Annotated in this window: 15 protein-coding genes and 1 riboswitch; of the genes, 8 read left to right on the top strand and 7 right to left on the bottom strand. The window is 69.5% G+C overall.

What is annotated here, in order from left to right; all coding sequences use genetic code 11:
* Positions 1-40: 40 nt before the first annotated feature.
* The 7 genes from AB5J53_RS32040 to AB5J53_RS32010 all read left to right on the top strand — a co-directional run bounded on the left by AB5J53_RS32040 (position 41) and on the right by AB5J53_RS32010 (position 9,719).
* Complete coding sequence (locus AB5J53_RS32040; protein ID WP_369249090.1) at positions 41-304, top strand: DUF3311 domain-containing protein; 264 nt, start codon at positions 41-43, stop codon at positions 302-304.
* Positions 301-1,911, top strand: a complete 1,611-nt coding sequence (gene mctP, locus AB5J53_RS32035; protein ID WP_369249089.1) for a monocarboxylate uptake permease MctP — start codon at positions 301-303, stop codon at positions 1,909-1,911. Before AB5J53_RS32040 ends, mctP begins: the two co-directional genes overlap by 4 nt.
* Before the next feature lie 528 nt (positions 1,912-2,439).
* Positions 2,440-2,958: a GNAT family N-acetyltransferase gene (locus AB5J53_RS32030; RefSeq protein ID WP_369249088.1), complete on the top strand. Its 519-nt coding sequence runs from the start codon at positions 2,440-2,442 to the stop codon at positions 2,956-2,958.
* Positions 2,959-3,045: 87 nt separating this feature from the next.
* Positions 3,046-3,139, top strand: a riboswitch (cobalamin riboswitch).
* 230 nt (positions 3,140-3,369) lie between these two features.
* On the top strand, positions 3,370-5,709 hold the full coding sequence (locus AB5J53_RS32025) for a ribonucleoside-diphosphate reductase subunit alpha (RefSeq protein WP_369252603.1): 2,340 nt from the start codon (positions 3,370-3,372) through the stop codon (positions 5,707-5,709).
* Positions 5,709-6,722, top strand: a complete 1,014-nt coding sequence (locus AB5J53_RS32020; RefSeq protein ID WP_369249087.1) for a ribonucleotide-diphosphate reductase subunit beta — start codon at positions 5,709-5,711, stop codon at positions 6,720-6,722. The genes AB5J53_RS32025 and AB5J53_RS32020 overlap by 1 nt, the downstream gene beginning before the upstream one ends.
* 356 nt (positions 6,723-7,078) lie before the next feature.
* Positions 7,079-9,157, top strand: a complete 2,079-nt coding sequence (locus AB5J53_RS32015; RefSeq protein ID WP_369249086.1) for a putative Ig domain-containing protein — start codon at positions 7,079-7,081, stop codon at positions 9,155-9,157.
* A gap of 100 nt (positions 9,158-9,257) precedes the next feature.
* Complete coding sequence (locus AB5J53_RS32010) at positions 9,258-9,719, top strand: hypothetical protein (RefSeq protein ID WP_369249085.1); 462 nt, start codon at positions 9,258-9,260, stop codon at positions 9,717-9,719.
* On the opposite strand, the gene AB5J53_RS32005 is transcribed toward AB5J53_RS32010, so the two are convergent.
* On the bottom strand, positions 9,680-9,886 hold the full coding sequence (locus AB5J53_RS32005) for a hypothetical protein (protein ID WP_369249084.1): 207 nt from the start codon (positions 9,884-9,886) through the stop codon (positions 9,680-9,682). The genes AB5J53_RS32010 and AB5J53_RS32005 overlap by 40 nt on opposite strands.
* Before the next feature lie 94 nt (positions 9,887-9,980).
* Here AB5J53_RS32005 and AB5J53_RS32000 point away from each other — a divergent pair, with 94 nt between their 5' ends.
* The gene (locus AB5J53_RS32000; RefSeq protein ID WP_369249083.1) at positions 9,981-10,946 is read left to right on the top strand and encodes a GlxA family transcriptional regulator; all 966 of its coding nucleotides are present in this window, start codon (positions 9,981-9,983) and stop codon (positions 10,944-10,946) included.
* A 24-nt stretch (positions 10,947-10,970) separates the two neighbouring features.
* On the opposite strand, the gene AB5J53_RS31995 is transcribed toward AB5J53_RS32000, so the two are convergent.
* The 6 genes from AB5J53_RS31995 to AB5J53_RS31970 form a co-directional block, all read right to left on the bottom strand.
* Positions 10,971-12,341, bottom strand: coding sequence for a cytochrome P450 (locus AB5J53_RS31995; RefSeq protein ID WP_369249082.1), 1,371 nt, complete (start codon positions 12,339-12,341; stop codon positions 10,971-10,973).
* Positions 12,338-13,423, bottom strand: coding sequence for an epi-isozizaene synthase (cyc1, locus tag AB5J53_RS31990; RefSeq protein ID WP_369249081.1), 1,086 nt, complete (start codon positions 13,421-13,423; stop codon positions 12,338-12,340). The genes AB5J53_RS31995 and cyc1 overlap by 4 nt, the downstream gene beginning before the upstream one ends.
* Before the next feature lie 374 nt (positions 13,424-13,797).
* Entirely contained in the window at positions 13,798-14,448 is a 651-nt protein-coding gene (gene def, locus AB5J53_RS31985; RefSeq protein ID WP_369249080.1) for a peptide deformylase, read from the bottom strand.
* Between the two features lie 144 nt (positions 14,449-14,592).
* On the bottom strand, positions 14,593-15,573 hold the full coding sequence (locus AB5J53_RS31980; RefSeq protein ID WP_189189349.1) for a hypothetical protein: 981 nt from the start codon (positions 15,571-15,573) through the stop codon (positions 14,593-14,595).
* A gap of 153 nt (positions 15,574-15,726) precedes the next feature.
* A complete protein-coding gene (locus AB5J53_RS31975; RefSeq protein ID WP_369249079.1) occupies positions 15,727-17,025 on the bottom strand; it encodes an HD-GYP domain-containing protein in 1,299 nt (432 codons plus the stop codon).
* Positions 17,022-18,368: an HD-GYP domain-containing protein gene (locus AB5J53_RS31970; RefSeq protein ID WP_369249078.1), complete on the bottom strand. Its 1,347-nt coding sequence runs from the start codon at positions 18,366-18,368 to the stop codon at positions 17,022-17,024. Before AB5J53_RS31970 ends, AB5J53_RS31975 begins: the two co-directional genes overlap by 4 nt.
* Positions 18,369-18,604 lie beyond the last annotated feature (236 nt).

Below are 18,604 nucleotides of genomic sequence, written 5' to 3'. Positions count from 1 at the left end.
CGCGTTACACAGGTGATCAGTGAGGGGACGGAGCCGCCAAATGTCAGATGTGCCCGAAGTGAAGCCACCGGCGATCACGCCGGTCCGCGTCGTGATAGCCCTCTGCCTGCTCGTACCCTTCGTGGCGATGCTGTGGGTCGGCTCGTACGCGAAGACGGACCCGACCTTCATCGGCATCCCGTTCTTCTACTGGTACCAGATGCTGTGGGTGCTCATCTCCACGGTACTGACGATGATCGCCTACAAGCTCTGGCAGCGTGACCAGCGCGCCCGCGCCACCACGAAGGGCGGTGCCGAAGCATGAAGGACGGCGTGAACGGCGTGGCACTCGCCGTCTTCATCTTCTTCTTCCTGGCCGTCACGGTCATGGGCTTCCTGGCCGCGCGCTGGCGCAGGGCCGACGACGAACACAGCCTCGACGAATGGGGCCTGGGCGGACGGTCGTTCGGCACCTGGATCACCTGGTTCCTGCTCGGCGGCGACCTCTACACGGCGTACACCTTCGTCGCCGTACCGGCCGCGATCTACGCGGCGGGCGCGGCCGGCTTCTTCGCGGTGCCGTACACGATCCTGGTGTACCCGCTGATCTTCACCTTCCTCCCCCGCCTCTGGTCTGTCTCGCACAAGCACGGATACGTGACGACGTCGGACTTCGTGCGCGGCCGCTTCGGCTCCAAGGGTCTGTCCCTCGCCGTGGCCGTCACCGGCATCCTGGCCACCATGCCGTACATCGCGCTTCAACTGGTCGGCATCCAGGCCGTCCTGGACGTGATGGGCGTGGGCGGCGGCGAGAACACGAACTGGTTCGTGAAGGACCTCCCGCTCCTCATCGCCTTCGGCGTACTGGCCGCGTACACCTACTCCTCGGGCCTGCGCGCCCCCGCCCTGATCGCGTTCGTGAAGGACACCCTGATCTACATCGTGATCGCGGTGGCCATCATCTACATCCCGATCAAGCTGGGCGGGTTCGACGAGATCTTCAAGGCGGCGAGCGACAAGTACACGGCGGCGGGCGCGGGCGGAATCGTCCCCGCCGAAGCGGGCCAGTGGACGTACGCCACCCTGGCACTCGGCTCGGCACTGGCACTCTTCATGTACCCGCACTCGATCACGGCGACGCTGTCGAGCCGCAGCCGCAACGTCATCCGCCGCAACACCACGATCCTCCCGCTCTACTCCCTGATGCTGGGCCTGCTCGCCCTGCTCGGGTTCATGGCGATCGCGGCCGGAGTGAAGGTCACGAACGGCCAACTCGCCATCCCCCAGCTCTTCGAGACCATGTTCCCGGACTGGTTCGCGGGCGTGGCCTTCGCCGCCATCGGCATCGGAGCGCTTGTCCCCGCCGCCATCATGTCCATCGCGGCCGCGAACCTCTTCACGCGCAACATCTACAAGGACTTCATCAAGCCCGACGCGACCCCCCAGCAGGAGACCAAGGTCTCCAAGCTGGTCTCGCTCCTGGTGAAGGTGGGCGCGCTGGTCTTCGTCCTGACGATGGACAAAACAGTCGCGATCAACTTCCAGCTCCTCGGCGGCATTTGGATCCTGCAGACCTTCCCGGCCCTGGTCGGCGGCCTGTTCACCCGCTGGTTCCACCGCTGGGCGCTCCTCGCGGGCTGGGCCGTCGGCATGCTCTACGGCACGCTCGCGGCGTACGGGGTCGCCTCCCCGACGCAGAAGCACTTCGGCGGCAGCGCGAAGGAGATCCCCGGGATCGGGGAGATCGGCTACATCGGCCTCACGGCGTTCATACTCAACGTCGTCGTGACCGTCGTCCTCACCTTCGCCCTCCGTGCGTTCAAGGCCCCCGAGGGCATCGACGAGACGTCCCCCGAGGACTACACGGCGGACGCGGGCGACCCCGGCGTACAGGCGGAACTGCCCCCGGCCACCGCGGGCGCCACCCACTAGGCACCCGGCACCGGGGCCGAGCTCGGGTGGGCGCGCTGACCGGCGCTGACAAGGTGCTGCTGCGCCCACCCGTGCCGCCCCAGCGGCACGATTGCCCGCAGCCGGGAAGGGCAGGTGAGCTGCCGCCCATCGCGGCACGCACGCCCGCAGCTGGGAAGGGCGGGGGGCACCGCCCGTCGCGGCACGCATGCCCGCAGCTAGGACGGGACGGCCCGCACTCGCCCACGCACGGAAGGGGCCGTGCCGGTACATCACATGCCCCGTCGCTTACGTGGTTGCCAACAGGCAGAGCTGTAAAGGCAAGCGATCTGCCACCGGCGACGGGGCGGATGTACCGGCACGGCCCCGACCCACCCACCGGCGCAAAGGCGCAGACGCACCCACCGGCCGCAGACGCAGTACACAGGCACCGACCGCAGACGCGAACGCACCCACCGACCGCAGACGCAGGCACAGGCAGGCACCACAAGACGGGCCGCCGCACAAATCCGGCGGCCCGTTGCCGTACCCGTCCGGCACACTCCCCGCATGGACATCCTCATCAGACGGGCACAGCCCGAGGAGTACCCCACCGTCGGCGAGATCACCGCGCAGGCCTACCTAGGCGATGGCCTGCTCGACTTCGGGGAGAGCGACGAGTACCTCGGAGAGCTGCGGGACGTGGCCAAGCGGGCCGCCGCCGCGGACGTACTCGTCGCGGTGGCCCACGACCGCGTACTGGGCGGCGTGACCTTCGTCCCGCACGGCGGCCCCCTGGCCGACATAGCCCGCCAGGGCGAGGCCGAGATCCGCATGCTCGCGGTCGCACCCGAGGCCCGCGGCAGAGGCGCGGGCGAGGCCCTGGTCCGCGCCTGCCTCGACCGCGCACGCGCCACGGAGGGCTGCGTACGCATCGTCCTCTCCACTCAGCGCACGATGCACGCAGCCCACCGCATCTACGAACGCCTCGGCTTCACCCGCACCCCCGACCGCGACTGGAACCCCATCCCGGACATCGACGACATCATGCTGCTCACCTACGAGTTGACGCTCCAGCACACTCCGTAGCACTCCCCGACGCCGACGCGACACAACATGTGGGGGTGCTCCCGCAGCCCGGCACAAGATGTATGCTCATGCTCGCTGTCGCCGCAGGGGAATCCGGTGCGAATCCGGAACTGTCCCGCAACGGTGTACTTGTACGTGTTCGTGCCCCGCACAACCGCGTACGAGTTTCAGTCCGAGGACCTGCCGACAGCGCGCCCCGGCCACCCGGCCCGGGCGCCGACGACGTCCGGGCCTCGCGGAATGGGCCGGTGGACGCGGTGTGCTGCTGCCCACGAGCGCCCCCGTGTGCCCCGCTCCTCCCCAACAGGCCCCGTGCCGAGCGAGGGAGAGCCCCAAGTGACCATCGCGCCAACCGACCCGGCTTCAGTTCCGGCTTCCGCATCCGCGAAGCAGGCCCCGGCGGAGACCCCGGTGGAGACGGACGGTCCCGGTACCACGCTGCTGCGTACCCTGACCGACCTCACCGTCGACCTCCCCGACGCCGACCCCGGCCGGGTCGCAGCCGCCGCGCTGCGGGGGCGGTCCGCTCGTGGGGCCGCCGAGATCACTGCGGAGCTGCGCGAACTGGCCACCGAGGCCGCCGCGGGCCTCATCTCCGAGGACCCGGCGTACTCACGCCTCGCCGCCCGCCTGCTGACGATCAGCATCGCGGCGGAGGCCGCCTCGCAGGGCGTGCGATCCTTCTCCGAGTCCATCACCACCGGCCACCGCGAGGGCCTGATCGCCGACCGCACGGCGGAGTTCGTACGGCTGCACACGGCCCGCCTGGACGAACTGATCGACGTGCACGCCGACGACCGCTTCGGCTACTTCGGCCTGCGCACCCTGCACAGCCGCTACCTGCTCCGGCACCCGATCACCCGCCAGGTCATCGAGACGCCCCAGCACTTCATGCTCCGGGTGGCGTGCGGCCTCGCCGAGGACGACACCTCCCGATCCGTGGACGAAGTCGCCGCGCTCTACAGGCTCATGAGCCGCCTCGACTACCTCCCCTCCTCCCCCACGCTCTTCAACTCCGGTACGCGGCACCCGCAGATGTCGTCCTGCTACCTCCTCGACTCCCCGCTGGACGAGCTGGACTCCATCTACGACCGCTACCACCAGGTCGCGCGCCTCTCGAAGCACGCGGGCGGCATCGGCCTGTCGTACAGCCGGATCCGTTCCCGCGGCTCCCTCATCCGCGGCACGAACGGGCACTCCAACGGCATCGTCCCGTTCCTGAAGACCCTCGACGCCTCGGTCGCCGCTGTGAACCAGGGCGGCCGGCGCAAGGGCGCGGCCGCGGTCTACCTGGAGACCTGGCACTCCGACATCGAGGAGTTCCTGGAACTGCGCGACAACACCGGTGAAGACGCCCGGCGTACGCACAACCTGAACCTCGCGCACTGGATCCCGGACGAGTTCATGCGCCGGGTCAACGAGAACGGCATCTGGTCCCTGTTCTCCCCCTCCGACGTACCGGAACTGGTCGACCTGTGGGGCGACGAGTTCGACGCCGCGTACCGCAAGGCGGAGGAGGCGGGCCTCGCGAAGAAGACCATCCCGGCCCGCGACCTGTACGGCCGCATGATGCGCACCCTGGCGCAGACCGGCAACGGCTGGATGACGTTCAAGGACGCGGCGAACCGAACCGCCAACCAGACGGCGGAGCCGGGCCACACCGTCCACTCCTCGAACCTGTGCACCGAGATCCTGGAGGTCACGGACGACGGCGAGACGGCGGTCTGCAACCTCGGTTCGGTGAACCTCGGCGCCTTCGTCATCGGGAAGGACATCGACTGGGCCCGCCTGGACGAGACGGTCCGCACGGCCGTCACCTTCCTGGACCGGGTCGTCGACATCAACTTCTACCCGACCGAGCAGGCGGGCCGCTCCAACGCCAAGTGGCGCCCGGTGGGCCTCGGCGCGATGGGCCTCCAGGACGTCTTCTTCAAGCTGCGTCTGCCGTTCGACTCGCCGGAGGCGCGCGCCCTGTCCACCCGCATCGCCGAGCGCATCATGCTCGCCGCGTACGAGGCCTCGACCGACCTCGCCGAGCGCAACGGCCCGCTCCCGGCCTGGGAGAAGACCCGTACGGCCCGCGGCGTCCTCCACCCCGACCACTTCGACGTGCAGCTGACGTGGCCGGAGCGCTGGGCGGCGCTGCGGGAACGTATCGCCACAACAGGGATGCGCAACTCCCTCCTGCTCGCCATCGCGCCCACCGCGACGATCGCGTCCATCGCGGGCGTGTACGAGTGCATCGAGCCGCAGGTGTCGAACCTCTTCAAGCGCGAGACGCTCTCCGGCGAGTTCCTCCAGGTCAACTCCTACCTGGTGGACGAGCTGAAGAGGCTCGGCGTGTGGGACGCGCAGACCCGGGAGGCGCTGCGCGAGTCCAACGGCTCGGTGCAGGGCTTCACTTGGGTGCCGCAGGACGTGCGCGACCTGTACCGCACGGCGTGGGAGATCCCGCAGCGCGGCCTGATCGACATGGCCGCCGCCCGGACCCCGTTCCTGGACCAGGCCCAGTCGCTGAACCTGTTCCTGGAGACGCCGACCATCGGCAAGCTCTCCTCGATGTACGCGTACGCCTGGAAGTCGGGTCTGAAGACGACGTACTACCTGCGCTCGCGCCCGGCGACGCGGATCGCCCGGGCCGCACAAGCCCAGGCGCAGACCCGGACCCCCATCCCCGTACAGGCGACTCCCGACGAAGACGCCGTCGCCTGCTCCCTTGAGAACCCCGAGTCCTGCGAGGCCTGCCAGTAATGAGCTCCACCGACAAGAACCTGCTCGACCCGGGCTTCGAGCTGACTCTCCGCCCCATGCGCTACCCGGACTTCTACGAGCGTTACCGGGACGCCATCAAGAACACCTGGACCGTCGAGGAGGTCGACCTCCACTCGGACGTCGCCGACCTGGCGAAGCTGTCGCAGGGCGAGCAGCACATGATCGGCCGCCTGGTCGCGTTCTTCGCGACGGGCGACTCGATCGTGGCGAACAACCTGGTGCTGACGCTGTACAAGCACATCAACTCGCCCGAGGCGCGCCTGTATCTCTCACGGCAGCTCTTCGAGGAGGCCGTGCACGTCCAGTTCTACTTGACGCTGCTCGACACCTATCTGCCCGACCCGGAGGACAGGGCAGCGGCCTTCGACGCCGTCGAGAACATCCCCTCCATCCGCGAGAAGGCCGAGTTCTGCTTCAAGTGGATGGACTCGGTGGAGAAGCTGGACCGCCTGGAGACGAAGGCCGACCGCCGCCGCTTCCTGCTCAACCTCATCTGCTTCGCCGCGTGCATCGAGGGGCTCTTCTTCTACGGGGCCTTCGCGTACGTCTACTGGTTCCGCAGCCGGGGTCTGCTGCACGGTCTGGCGACGGGCACCAACTGGGTGTTCCGCGACGAGACGATGCACATGTCCTTCGCCTTCGAGGTGGTCGACACCGTCCGCAAGGAGGAGCCGGAGCTCTTCGACGATCTGCTCGAGCAGCAGGTGACGGACATGCTGCGGGAAGCCGTCGAGGCCGAGCTGCAGTTCGCGCGCGACCTGTGCGGTGACGGTCTGCCGGGCATGAACACCGAGTCGATGCGCCAGTACCTGGAGTGCGTCGCCGACCAGCGCCTGCAGCGACTGGGCTTCGCGCCGGTGTACGGCTCCGAGAACCCCTTCTCCTTCATGGAGCTCCAGGGCGTTCAGGAGCTGACCAACTTCTTCGAGCGGCGGCCGTCCGCGTACCAGGTCGCGGTGGAGGGAACCGTCGACCTCGACGAGGACTTCTGACGACACCTCAAGGGTGATGCCGGGCCGCGTGCGCGGGCCGGCATCACCGCGTCTCGTCCATGGACCGTCCATGGGCCGTCCATGGACCACCTATGGAGCGGCAAAGTTCTTCGGGCGCCGCTATCCGCGCCTCATCGGACCCGGCTAGGTTCTGGCCGTCCTGACATGTCACACACAGCGGCATGCCAGGGCGACTCGATTGGCATGCCCATGACACTCCCTGAATGTGCGTGCGCTACGCGCGTCACGGGCCCGCCACGCAACGCCGAGAACCCCCACTTCCGGCTGTGGAGCCGCGTACGGCCCTACCCCGGCCCGCGCGGCACCGGCCTCAAACCGATGGAGGCAGCACCCCCATGCGTGAGACACGCTCCGCCAGACCCGCCCGGAGACTGCGAAGACTCCTGACCGCCGCCCTCCCCGCCCTCGCCCTCGGTGTCGCCGGGTTCGCCGCGGCCCCGCCGGCGGGTGCGCAGACAGCGCCCACCTCGCACGTCTCCCGGGCCACCCAGAACGCGAAGGCCCTGACGGCCCCCGCCGCGCAGGCCGTGCACTCGACCGGCAAGGCCGGCCAGAAGGTGCCCACCACGCACCTGTGCGGCACTCCGACCCCCGGTCACGCCGCCTGCTTCGCCCAGCGGCGCACCGACATCAAGCAGAAGCTGGCCGCGGCGATATCCCCGAACGCCGCCGCCGCGGTGTCCGGCCTCAGCCCGGCCAACCTGCACAGCGCGTACAACCTGCCGTCGACCGGCGGCTCCGGCCTGACGGTCGCCGTGGTCGACGCCTACAACGACCCCAACGCCGAGTCGGACCTGGCCACTTACCGCTCACAGTTCGGCCTGTCGGCCTGCACCAAGGCCAACGGCTGCTTCAAGCAGGTCAGCCAGACCGGCTCGACCACCTCGCTGCCGTCGAACGACACCGGCTGGGCGGGCGAGGAAGCGCTCGACATCGACATGGTCAGCGCGGTCTGCCCGAACTGCAACATCATCCTGGTCGAGGCCAACTCGGCGACGGACTCCGACCTCGGCACCGCCGAGAACGAGGCCGTGGCCCTGGGCGCGAAGTTCGTCTCCAACAGCTGGGGCGGCGACGAGTCGTCCTCCCAGACCGGCGAGGACACCTCGTACTTCAAGCACCCGGGCGTCGCCATCACCGTCTCCGCGGGTGACTCCGGCTACGGCGCCGAGTACCCGGCGACCTCCCAGTACGTGACCGCCGTGGGCGGCACCGCCCTCTCCACGTCCTCCAACTCCCGCGGCTGGACCGAGTCCGTGTGGAAGACCAGCAGCACCGAGGGCACCGGCTCCGGCTGCTCCGCCTACGACGCCAAGCCGAGCTGGCAGACCGACACCGGCTGCACCAAGCGCATGGAGTCGGACGTCTCCGCGGTCGCCGACCCCGCGACCGGTGTGGCCGTCTACGACACCTACGGCGGCTCCGGCTGGGCGGTCTACGGCGGTACGAGTGCCTCCGCGCCGATCATCGCGGGTGTGTACGCCCTCGCGGGCACCCCGGGCTCCAGCGACTACCCGGCGAAGTACCCGTACTCCCACACCTCGAACCTGTACGACGTCACCAGCGGCAACAACGGCTCCTGCTCCACCTCGTACTTCTGCACCGCGACCACCGGCTACGACGGTCCGACCGGCTGGGGCACCCCCAACGGCACGACCGCCTTCACCTCGGGCACGAGCAGCGGCAACACGGTGACCGTCACCAACCCGGGCAGCCAGTCCACCGCGACCGGCGGCTCGGTCAGCCTGCAGATCAGGGCCACCGACAGCGCGGGCGCGACCCTCACGTACAGCGCGAGCGGCCTGCCGACCGGTCTGTCGATCAACAGCTCGACCGGACTGATCTCCGGCACCGCGAGCACGGCGGGCACCTACAGCGTGACCGTCACCGCGTCCGACAGCACGGGCGCCTCCGGCTCGGCCTCCTTCACCTGGACCGTCAGCACCTCCGGCGGTGGCACCTGCACCTCGGCGCAGTTGCTGGGCAACCAGGGCTTCGAGTCGGGCAACACGATCTGGACCGCGAGCAGTGGCGTCATCACCAACTCCAGCGGTGAGGCGGCGCACGGCGGCTCGTACTACGCCTGGCTGGACGGCTACGGCTCCACCCACACCGACACGCTGTCCCAGTCGGTGACCATCCCGAGCGGCTGCAAGGCGTCGCTCACCTTCTACCTGCACATCGACACGGCCGAGACCAGCACCAGCACGGCCTACGACAAGCTCACCGTCACCGCCGGCTCCACCACGCTGGCGACCTACTCCAACCTCAACAAGGCTTCCGGATACGCCCAGAAGACCTTCGACCTGTCCTCCTTCGCCGGCTCCACCGTCACGCTGAAGTTCAGCGGCGTCGAGGACTCCTCACTGCAGACCAGCTTCGTCGTCGACGACACCGCCGTGACGACCAGCTGACCCACCAAAGCCCTGGCCGCACCCCGCGGCCAGGGCTTTTCCGTGCCCCGAAGTGGATCCTGATGCGGGGGTGGCACGTCCAAGCGACGAGGAGGCCCCCATGCGCCGAACGACCCACCACCGGACCATCGCCCTCGCGGCACTGACGCTTCTCCTGGCCGCGGGCTGTGGCACGCAGAGCGGAAGCGACGCGGGCGGCAGCGGCACCGTGTCACCGTCCCCCACGACATCCCACAAGGGCTGTACGGAGGCGAAGGCGGAGCTCGGCGCCGCCGACACCGGCCGCACGTTCTGCCTGACGACGGGCGACGTGATCCGCATCAGATTGGACGGCACCACCAGCCGGCCCTGGGCGCCCGTCAAGGTCGGCGGCAGCGGTCTCGAGGCCACCAACAGCGGCATCGTCCTGCAGGCGGGCGACGCCTCCTCCGCCTTCAAGGCGGTCTCGGCGGGGACGGCACAGCTCACCTCGTCCCGCCCGTTGTGCCCCAGCGACCCGGCCCGGATCTCGTGCAAGGGCCTTCAGGAGTGGACGGTCACGGTGGTGGTGACGAAGGCGTGAGACCCGGTGCGGCGGTCGGCCTCCGGCCGGGAGCGCTCGGCCGCCGCCCTGAGCTGACGGTCGACGCGCCGCTCGTGGGCGAGCCCGATCAGCGAGGGGAGCGCCACGACCGCGAAGATCCCAAGGACGGTCAGGATTCCGACGAGGTTGTCCATGAGTGTGTTCATGGACACCACTGTCGCGCCGATTGCTCCTTACCGTCAGTGGCAGGGCTGCCGCACCCCCTCGAATTACTGCCACTTCCGAGGCACACTGGAGAACATGCTCAAGAACGTGGCCGCAGTGCTGCTCGACGGTGTGCATCCCTTCGAACTCGGCGTCGTCTGCGAGGTGTTCGGCCTCGACCGCAGCGACGAGGGGCTGCCCGTCTACGACTTCGCGATCGCCTCGGCCGAAGGCTCCACGCTCGACACCCATGTCTCCGGGTTCACCGTCTCCACCCCGCACGGCCTCGACCGGCTCGACGCGGCCGACCTCGTCGTCGTGCCGGCCGGCGACACCTATGCCGTGCGCGACTATCCGCCCGAGCTGCTGGACGCGCTGCGCCGGGCCGTCGAGCGCGGTGCGCGGGTGCTCAGCGTCTGTTCCGGCGTCTTCGTGCTGGGTGCGGCCGGACTCCTGGACGGGCGGCGCTGCGCGGTGCACTGGCATCACGCGGAGGCACTCGCCCGGCAGTATCCGCGGGCGATCGTCGAGCCGGACGTGCTGTACGTCGACGAGGACCCGGTGATCACCTCGGCGGGCACCGCCGCCGGGATCGACGCCTGTCTCCACCTCGTGCGCAAGGAGCACGGCCCGGAGGTCGCCAACGCCATCGCGCGCCGCATGGTCGTACCGCCGCACCGCGACGGCGGCCAGGCCCAGTTCATCGAGCGCCCGCTGCCCCGCTCCCGGTGCGACACGGTCGGCGAGGTGCTGGTGTGGATGCAGCAGCACCTCGACGAGGAGGTGACCGTCGAGCAGCTCGCGGCCCGCGCCCATATGTCCCCGCGCACCTTCGCGCGCCGCTTCCAGCAGGAGACGGGGACGACTCCGTACCGCTGGATCCTGCGCCAACGGGTGCTGCTGGCACAGGAGTTGCTGGAGGCCACGGACGAGACGATGGACGCGATCGCGGGCCGCACCGGGTTCGGCAACGCGGCAGCGCTGCGCCATCAGTTCATGCGGAGCCTCGGGACGACCCCGCAGGCGTACCGGCGCACGTTCAGGGGCCCGCGGGCGGCCTGAACGTGCGCCAGTAGGCACGCACGGTCAGCGCGGCTGGGCCTTCAGCAGCAGCTTGTGCGGTCGCAGGGTGATGCCGACACGGGTCGCGTCGTTGGAGCCCGACACCTGCTCGAAGCGCCACCGGGACGCCACGGTCGCCGTGATCAGACTGAGCTGGGCCATCGAGAAGTGGTCACTGGGGCACTTCCGGTTGCCCACGCTGAACGGGCGCATCGCGTACTTCGGTATGTCCTTGGACCGTTCCGGAAGCCAGCGGTCGGGGTCGAAATCCAGGTGCTCCTGGTACGACCGGGGATCGCGCTGGATCGCGAACGGGCTGTAGACGATGTCGGCACCGGCCGGAATGCGATAGCCGCCCAGCTCGGTTTCGGTCACCGTGCGCCGCGTCAATATCCATACGGCGGGGCGCAAACGCATCGCCTCGACGACGACATTGTTCGTGTGCGACAGCTTCCGGACGTCGTCGAATCCGACGGGCCGGTCGCCCGCGACGGATTCGACCTCCTTGCTCACCTTGTCCGCCTGTTCCGGGTGTTCGGTGAGGACTTGCAGGAGCCACATGATCGTGGACGCGATGGTTTCGCTGCCGGGGGTGAGTATTGCTACGACTTGGTCGTGGATCTCCTGTTCGTCGATGGGGTCGCCGTTGTCGTCCTTCGCCTCCAGCAATGCCGTCAGCAAATCGTCCGGCTTTTGACCAGATGCCCGCCGCTCGTCGATGATCTCGTCGACGAGGTCATGCAAATCGGCCAATGCTCGGTCGAATTGGCGGTGGGACGGAAGCGGCAGCCGATAGAGCGGCCCGGCCGGGATCACCATGCGCCGGTACATCCCGCGGAACACGGCGCCGAGCGCGATGCTCAGCCGCTCGGCCCGCTCGTCCATGAACTGGCCGCGCAGCAGACAGCGGGCCGCGATGCGGACGGCGACGCGGAACGACTCCGACGTGCAGTCGATCGTCTCCCCCGGCACCATGCGCGCCGCGAACGCGCGCGCCTCCTCCTCCATGATCGGGCCGTACTCGTGGATGATGTCGGCCCGGAACGCGGGCTGGATCGTCCGCCGCTGGCGCCGGTGCTGCGGCCCGTTGGCGGTCGCGACCCCCTTCTTGCCGAGCAGCCCCTCGAGGGACTCCCACAGCGGGCCGCCGATCTCGTAGTCGGGGTTGAGCGCCAGCGCCCCGGTGAGCGCGGGGGTGGTGATGGCGTACACCGTCTTGGGGCCCAGCTTGAGCCGGACGACGTCGCCGTGGTCGCGTAGCTGGGCCAGGAAGCCCAGCGGGTCGCGGACCAGTTTCCAGCCGTGGCCGAGACCCGGCACGCCTCCTCCCGCGAGGGGCGGGGTGGACAACTCCAGCGTCTCAGGCACCTCGGGCCGCACAGACTCGACGGTCATTTCTCACCTGCCGCTTCATTGTTGACGTACGGGGGTGTGGAGCGGTCGTCCCAGCTGTCGACCATGTACCGGCCCGACTCGTGGTGGAACCAGTACACGGAGCTGAACCAGTTCCGCATATTGCCGAGGCACGCCTTCACGGCGATGCTGCATTCCTTGCCCCGCACGGTCCCGTCCGCGAGGGTGTCGGCGAGCCGTAATACGCCCTTTTCGGCGACGCAGAATTCATGGATGGATTCCTCGACCCGCCGCCGCACTTCCGTGACGGCCTCTTCGAGAGTCAGCCCCTCATGGTGAATGAGACTGATTCCGAGATTGTGGACTTCGTCGCCCGCGATTTCCTTCGGGAGCGAGCACAGGTCGTTGTACCAGGCGGCGAATTCCTGGCTGAGCAGTGCCGCCCTCCGATATGCGGGGTGATTCCGCACCGCGGTGGGGAGTTCGTACCCCGCGCTGGGTTCCAGAAGGTCGGTCCAGATCCAGTGCGCGAACGTCAGCCTGCGGAGTTCGAGATATTCCTCGACCGTGGGAACGGTGCCAGAGGCGCGGTTTTGGAACTCCCGGTCGTACGCCTCGATCACCGCGTGGAAGTGGAGCGCGAACCGCTCGTTCCACTTCTTGCTGAGGAACGAGTACAGCCGCACCATGCTGTCCGCGAACCCCGCGACCAGGGGATCCTGGTGATGCAGATGGTCCCTGGGGGAGTCGAGGGCCGCGTGCAGCTGGAACCTGAGCCTCCGCCAGGCCTCGGTGCGGCCGTGGATGACGTCGCGGTCGTGGCGGTCGTCCCAGACGAAGAACCACGCGCTGTAGTCCGCTATCGCCTGCATGACCTCGTCGGGGGCGCCAATGTAGTAGCCCGCCATGAGGTCCGTGTAGCACAAGCCGTCGGCATATTCCTCGACCTTGTCCGCCGGCATGAGCCGTTTTTCGAGGAGCCAGGTCCTGGTCTTCTCCTGGAGCCTGGGCCAATACGGGTGCAGTTGACGGGGAAACGCCGCCTCGATCACCGGAAGAGAGAGCGCCGGTGGAACCGCGACCGCTGTCGGTGTCGATGAAGTGCCGTGTGAGAAAGCATGCACGAACAAACCCCTCTCAGCCGCCTGCTGGCGCTACACCCCTCCCGCTGTGCCGGGCGTGCGCCGTTGCGTATCCCCGCACTTCCCATTCAGCACCACAACTGACCGTTCTGGGAACGGATTTGCTCCACTCACTACCCCATGGTGCCGAGAATCTCCCCTTGTGTGACTGAATATGGATCACAAGAGGAGCACAAGGGATCGAACGTGCGACGTACACACGAACGGCGCCTGGTCAGGAGGGTTCCCTGACCAGGCGCCGTTCGAGCAAGCTCACAAGACGCTGCGAGCCCCACCTGTCATTTTCTGTCTCAGTCGTTCGCGAGGACGGTCGCCGTCACGTCTCAGTCGTTCGCGAGGACAGTCACCGTCACGTCTCAGCCGTTCGCCACGATCGGGTAGCGGGGCTCGTTCTCGGCCATCTGCCGCAGCGCGTCCTTGCGCTCGCGCTTGGAGAGCCGGTCGATGTACAGGTAGCCGTACAGATGGTCCGTCTCGTGCTGCAGGCAGCGGGCGAAGTAGCCCGTGCCGCGCACCTTGATCGGGTTGCCCTTCTCGTCCTGCCCGGTGACCTCGGCGTAGTCGGGGCGGGCCAGCGGCGCGTACGCGGTCGGCACCGAGAGGCAGCCCTCGTTGCTGTCGTCCAGGCGGCGCTGCTCGGCGGGCAGCTCGACGAGCACGGGGTTGCAGACGACGCCCACGTGCCGCTTGCCCTCGTCGTCCATGCAGTCGTAGACGAAGACCTTCAGGTCGACGCCGATCTGGTTGGCGGCCAGGCCCACGCCTTCGGCGGTGCGCTGGCTGGCGAACATGTCGGCGACCAGCTGGTCCAGCTCGTCCCCGAACTCGGTGACGTCCTTGCACTCCTTGTGCAGCACCGGGTTCCCGACGACCGTGATCGGCCGCGAGGTGCCGCGCGCGCGGTAGGCCTCCTCACGCTCCTCGCAGTCCTCGGTGTCGATGACGAAGCCCTCGTCGTCCACGGGGAGCACGCCCGCGTGCTGCTGATCGGTGTCCTGCTGCGCCATGACCGACGTATGCCTTCCTGCAAACCATGGGAAATTCTGCGAGTACAGCCTACGGGGAGCGGCCGGGTGGCTTCCCGGCGATCCTCGGACGTCCGGCCGGCGACCGTCGGCAGACCTCCGTGGACCGTCCGCGGCCCTCTGCTGCTAACAGACCTCTTCGAGGTCCCGCCAGTCGCGGGAATCCGGGCTGTCCGCGACCCACCCGTCCAGCAGGCCGCGCACCAGCGAGGCCGGCGCAGCCACCCCGCACTCCCGCTCGGGCACCCACAGCTGCCCGTCGGTGCGGTGGCCGAGCGGCCCCGGATGGCCGGGCTCGCTGTGGTCGTGCGGGTCCAGGTGCTCGCCGTCGCCCTCGTCGGACGGCATCCGCGACTCGGAGCACATCCGACAGAGCAGCCGTACGGAGGACGACCAGTCCTCGGCGGCGAAGCCGGCATCGGCGGCGAGCTGCTCCAGCGCGTCCCGGTCGTCCTCGGTGGCCGCCTCGAGGAGGACCACCCAGGTAGGCACCGGTGACGGCGCCCACAGCTCGATCTCGTCGAAGACGGGGTAGGCGTGCCCGGCAGCGGTGGTCCGCTCACCGTGCGGGACACCGTCGTGCAGCACGACCTCGCCCCAGCGCCGCCCGGAGGACGGCAGCGGAATGGACAGCACCTCGACGCGGGCGGGGTCGAGCCTGCGCCCCCACACCACCTCGGCCTCGCCCTCGGGCGACAGCCGTACGGCCGCGCTGCCGAGGTCCATGCCCACCGGTTCCCCGGAGACCGCGGCGCCGCCGGGCACCCGCAGCCCGTACGCCTGCCAGGCGCGCCGGGCCAGCGGCCAGTCCTGCAGGGCGGTGGCCGCGATGCCCACGTTCCACCAGTCGGGCGCCCCGGTCTCGCGGTCGAGCAGCGCGACGGCCCTGAGGCCCGCCGCCCGTGCCTGCTCCCAGTCGTGCCGGAACTTGTGCAGCAGGGCCAGGTTGAACCAGGACTCGGACAGCCAAGGCTCCAGGTCCGCGGCGCGCGTCAGCAGCGCTCCCGCGTCCTCGTACCGGCCGTCGCCGATCAGCGTGAACGCACGGTCGGTGGCCTGCCGCCATGAGGCGGAGGGCCGGTGTCGTCCCTTGCCGAAGATCCTCACGATTCCCGCCTGCCAGTTCCTTGCGTTTCCCGCCTGCCGGTCCCTTGAAGAGTCCCTTGAAGACAGCGCAGCCCCGGGCTGGCCCGTGCCCCCGAACACCCTCTTCCTCGCATCCAACCACGTACCGTCGGACGGGCGCTCATTACCCATGGGTTACCCAGCCTGGGGCAGCGTAAGGCCGCCCCGCAACAGGACCCTGGCCAGCGACTCCACGACCTCCGGCTGATAGTCGCGGGCGGTCGCGAGACGCAGCTTCTCCAGGGCGGTGAGCGGTCCTCCCGGCCCTGCTTCCCTGGCCATCTCCTCGTATGCGTTCACGGCCCGTACGATCCGCGCGGTGACCGGCTGCTCCCGGTACGGGTCGGCCTGCCGCTCCACCACCACGGCGACCTCGGCATCCACGCCGGTCTGGCGTACGACGGCACCGCCGAGGAGAGCTATCCGCCGCTGCTCTTCGGCGGGGAGCACTGCGGTGGCCCCGGCGGGGACGGGATCGACAAGGCTCAGCTGCCCGATGTCGTGCATGAGCGCCGCGTACTCCAGGACCGTCAGTTCGGGCTCGGAAAGCCCCAGCTCCCGCCCGACCGCACTGCTGAGCGCGGCCACCCGCCGGGCATGACCGGCGGGCGTGTACCCGGCTATCTCGGTCGCCCGAGCGAGGGAGGCGATGGTCTGCCGGTAGGTGACCCGCACGCCCGCATAGCGCCGGAAGGACAGCTGGGTGAGCAGCAGGGGCAGCGAGAAGACGGGCAGGGCCCAGAGCCCGACCACGGCGACCGCGAGCGACATCACGGCCCCGGTCGCGCACACCGCCGACCCGATGCCGAGCATGGACCGCAGCTCGTCCCGCAGCAGCGGCCCGAACGGCCACCGGGTGCGCGAGTGCGCCATCGCCGCCGCGAGCACGGCGTCGCACAGCGCGGTGAGCACGAGCAGCGCGACCAGCAGCAGGGCGTACGCGGGGCCGCTCCACTCGTGCAACCTCCCCTGATTGTAAAGGGGTTGGAAGCAGACGGCGGCGAACCCGACGGTCAGTATCCGCCGGGTGAGGTGGTCGATGGTCGGGCCCCGTCCGCCGGCGACATGGGGCACGCACCCCAGGAGCGCGGCCGCGGTGACGACGGCGACGACCTGGGCCGCACCGTGATGCGTGGGCTGCCCGGCCTGCTCCCCCAGCAGGGCGTACGACAGCGCCCCCGCGGCCCCCAGCGGAGCGGTCTCCCGCTCCTCGGCACCGCTCCAGCGGGTGAGCTCGCCAAGGGCGATGAGGAGACCGAAGGCGAGGGCGATGCCGCGTTCGTCGAGGCCGGTCCAGAGGGAGACGGCGAGGGAGAGGAGGGCGAGGGCGAGGGCGACAGCACGCACGAGGGTGAGGGCTCTGGGCGCCTTTCCGGCCAACCGGAAACGGGCGGAACGGGCGGGAAAGCTCCGCCGCGACGCGGCGGTACTCATGTCGGGTGCCCTTCCAGCCGGCTGGAAACGGGCGGAACGGGCGGGTAAACACCGTTGTCGGCGGTGACGGCGGGATGCCAACCCTGCCGGGAAAGGGCCCGCGCCAGCGCCCGTACCATCCCGGGATCGAACTGGGCCCCCGCACACCGGTCCAGCTCCTCCAGCGCCGCGGGCACGGGCCGGGCCCGCCGGTAGGACCGAGTGGACGTCATCGCGTCGAACGCGTCGGCAACGGCCACCACCCGCGCGAACTCCGGGATCTGGCTCCCCACCAGCCCGTACGGATACCCACTCCCGTCCAGCCGCTCATGGTGATGCAGGATCGCCGACCGTGCCTCCCCGAGGAACCCGATCCCCCGCACCATCTCGTGCCCGTACTCGGGATGCAGCTCGATGACCCGCCGCTCCTCGGGGGTGAGCGGCCCGTCCTTCCGCAGCAACCGCGTGGGAACGCCGAGTTTGCCCACGTCGTGCAGAATCCCGGCGAACCGCAGCACTTCGACCCGCTCGTCGTCCATGCCGAGTTCACGCGCGATCATCATGGACGCCTGCCCGACCCGCTCGCTGTGCCCGCGGGTGTACCCGTCCTTGATGTCGACGGCCTGGACCAGCGCGCGAATCGTGGCCTGGTGGGCGGCCCGCTCCCGGTGGTACTGCGCGAACACCCAGCAGGACACGTACATCGGCAACAGCACGAGCAACGCGGCGACAGGCCCGTACGGACTGCGCCACAGCACCGCCATCATCAGCCCCGCGAGCCCGTGCACGGCGACGGGCGCGAGGGAGCGCGCGAAGAGCCCGTGCCAGGCGCCGCGCACCGGCACCCGCTCGGCGAGCGCCAGGATCCCGCCGTCGAGGACGGTGAGCACGAGGCAGAACGTGAGCACCGCGGCCCCGGCGGGCACGAGCGCGTACGGAAAGTGGTGCTCGACCACCGCGTCACGGCCGCCCAGCGCCCAGTGCACCCGGGAGGCCGCCCAGATCGCGACGGCGAGCTGGGCCGCGCGCCAGATCCGGCGCAGCCGGCGCGGCCGCTGCTCCACGGGGGCGAGCAGGGCCCCCGGCAGCGCGACGAGCGCGGCGGCGGGCGGCGGCAGCAGAAAAGCCCCGGCCAGCAGCACGGGGAGGAACGTGCCCATCCCTTTGGGGGCCTCGCGACCGGGGGCACCGGCGGCCCGGGGACCACGGGGCAGCGGGATCCGCTCGCACCCGGCGTACAGCACGGCGAGCAGTGCGACGACCCACCAGGGAGTGTGGAGGTCCGGCAGGGGAGCCAGGCAGACCAGGGCCCCGAGAACGACACAGGCCACGTACACACGGGCCCACGCCGGAACCGACCCCATCCTCGTCCCCTCCCCGACTTCAGGCTCCGGAGCCTAGAGCGGCGAGGGCGCCACGGGGACACGTATGGCCGAATCCGCGGGCTCGGAGCCCGCGGATTAGCACGTTCGGGTGATAACCGGACGATCTCCGTCAAGAGTTGACGGCCGACGTAGCGACCTGACGGTCGCCATCAGGGCTTGACGATCGGCGTCAGCACAGACGATCGGTGTCTGGACTCGACGGTCGGCGTCGGGAG

It is taken from the genome of Streptomyces sp. R41, from assembly GCF_041053055.1.
Lineage (GTDB): Bacteria > Actinomycetota > Actinomycetes > Streptomycetales > Streptomycetaceae > Streptomyces.
The sequence above is the reverse complement of the archived record's forward strand: the minus strand, read 5'-3'. Positions and strand labels throughout refer to the sequence as shown.

Coding starts and splice junctions, on each gene's coding strand:
- AB5J53_RS31995 (WP_369249082.1), bottom strand. CDS start 12,341: ATGACCGTCGAGTCTGTGCGGCCCGAGGTGCCTGAGACGCTGGAGTTG.
- AB5J53_RS32015 (WP_369249086.1), top strand. CDS start 7,079: ATGCGTGAGACACGCTCCGCCAGACCCGCCCGGAGACTGCGAAGACTC.
- AB5J53_RS32010 (WP_369249085.1), top strand. CDS start 9,258: ATGCGCCGAACGACCCACCACCGGACCATCGCCCTCGCGGCACTGACG.
- AB5J53_RS32030 (WP_369249088.1), top strand. CDS start 2,440: ATGGACATCCTCATCAGACGGGCACAGCCCGAGGAGTACCCCACCGTC.
- AB5J53_RS32005 (WP_369249084.1), bottom strand. CDS start 9,886: ATGAACACACTCATGGACAACCTCGTCGGAATCCTGACCGTCCTTGGG.
- mctP (WP_369249089.1), top strand. CDS start 301: ATGAAGGACGGCGTGAACGGCGTGGCACTCGCCGTCTTCATCTTCTTC.
- AB5J53_RS31975 (WP_369249079.1), bottom strand. CDS start 17,025: ATGAGTACCGCCGCGTCGCGGCGGAGCTTTCCCGCCCGTTCCGCCCGT.
- def (WP_369249080.1), bottom strand. CDS start 14,448: ATGGCGCAGCAGGACACCGATCAGCAGCACGCGGGCGTGCTCCCCGTG.
- AB5J53_RS31970 (WP_369249078.1), bottom strand. CDS start 18,368: ATGGGGTCGGTTCCGGCGTGGGCCCGTGTGTACGTGGCCTGTGTCGTT.
- AB5J53_RS32040 (WP_369249090.1), top strand. CDS start 41: ATGTCAGATGTGCCCGAAGTGAAGCCACCGGCGATCACGCCGGTCCGC.
- AB5J53_RS32000 (WP_369249083.1), top strand. CDS start 9,981: ATGCTCAAGAACGTGGCCGCAGTGCTGCTCGACGGTGTGCATCCCTTC.
- AB5J53_RS32020 (WP_369249087.1), top strand. CDS start 5,709: ATGAGCTCCACCGACAAGAACCTGCTCGACCCGGGCTTCGAGCTGACT.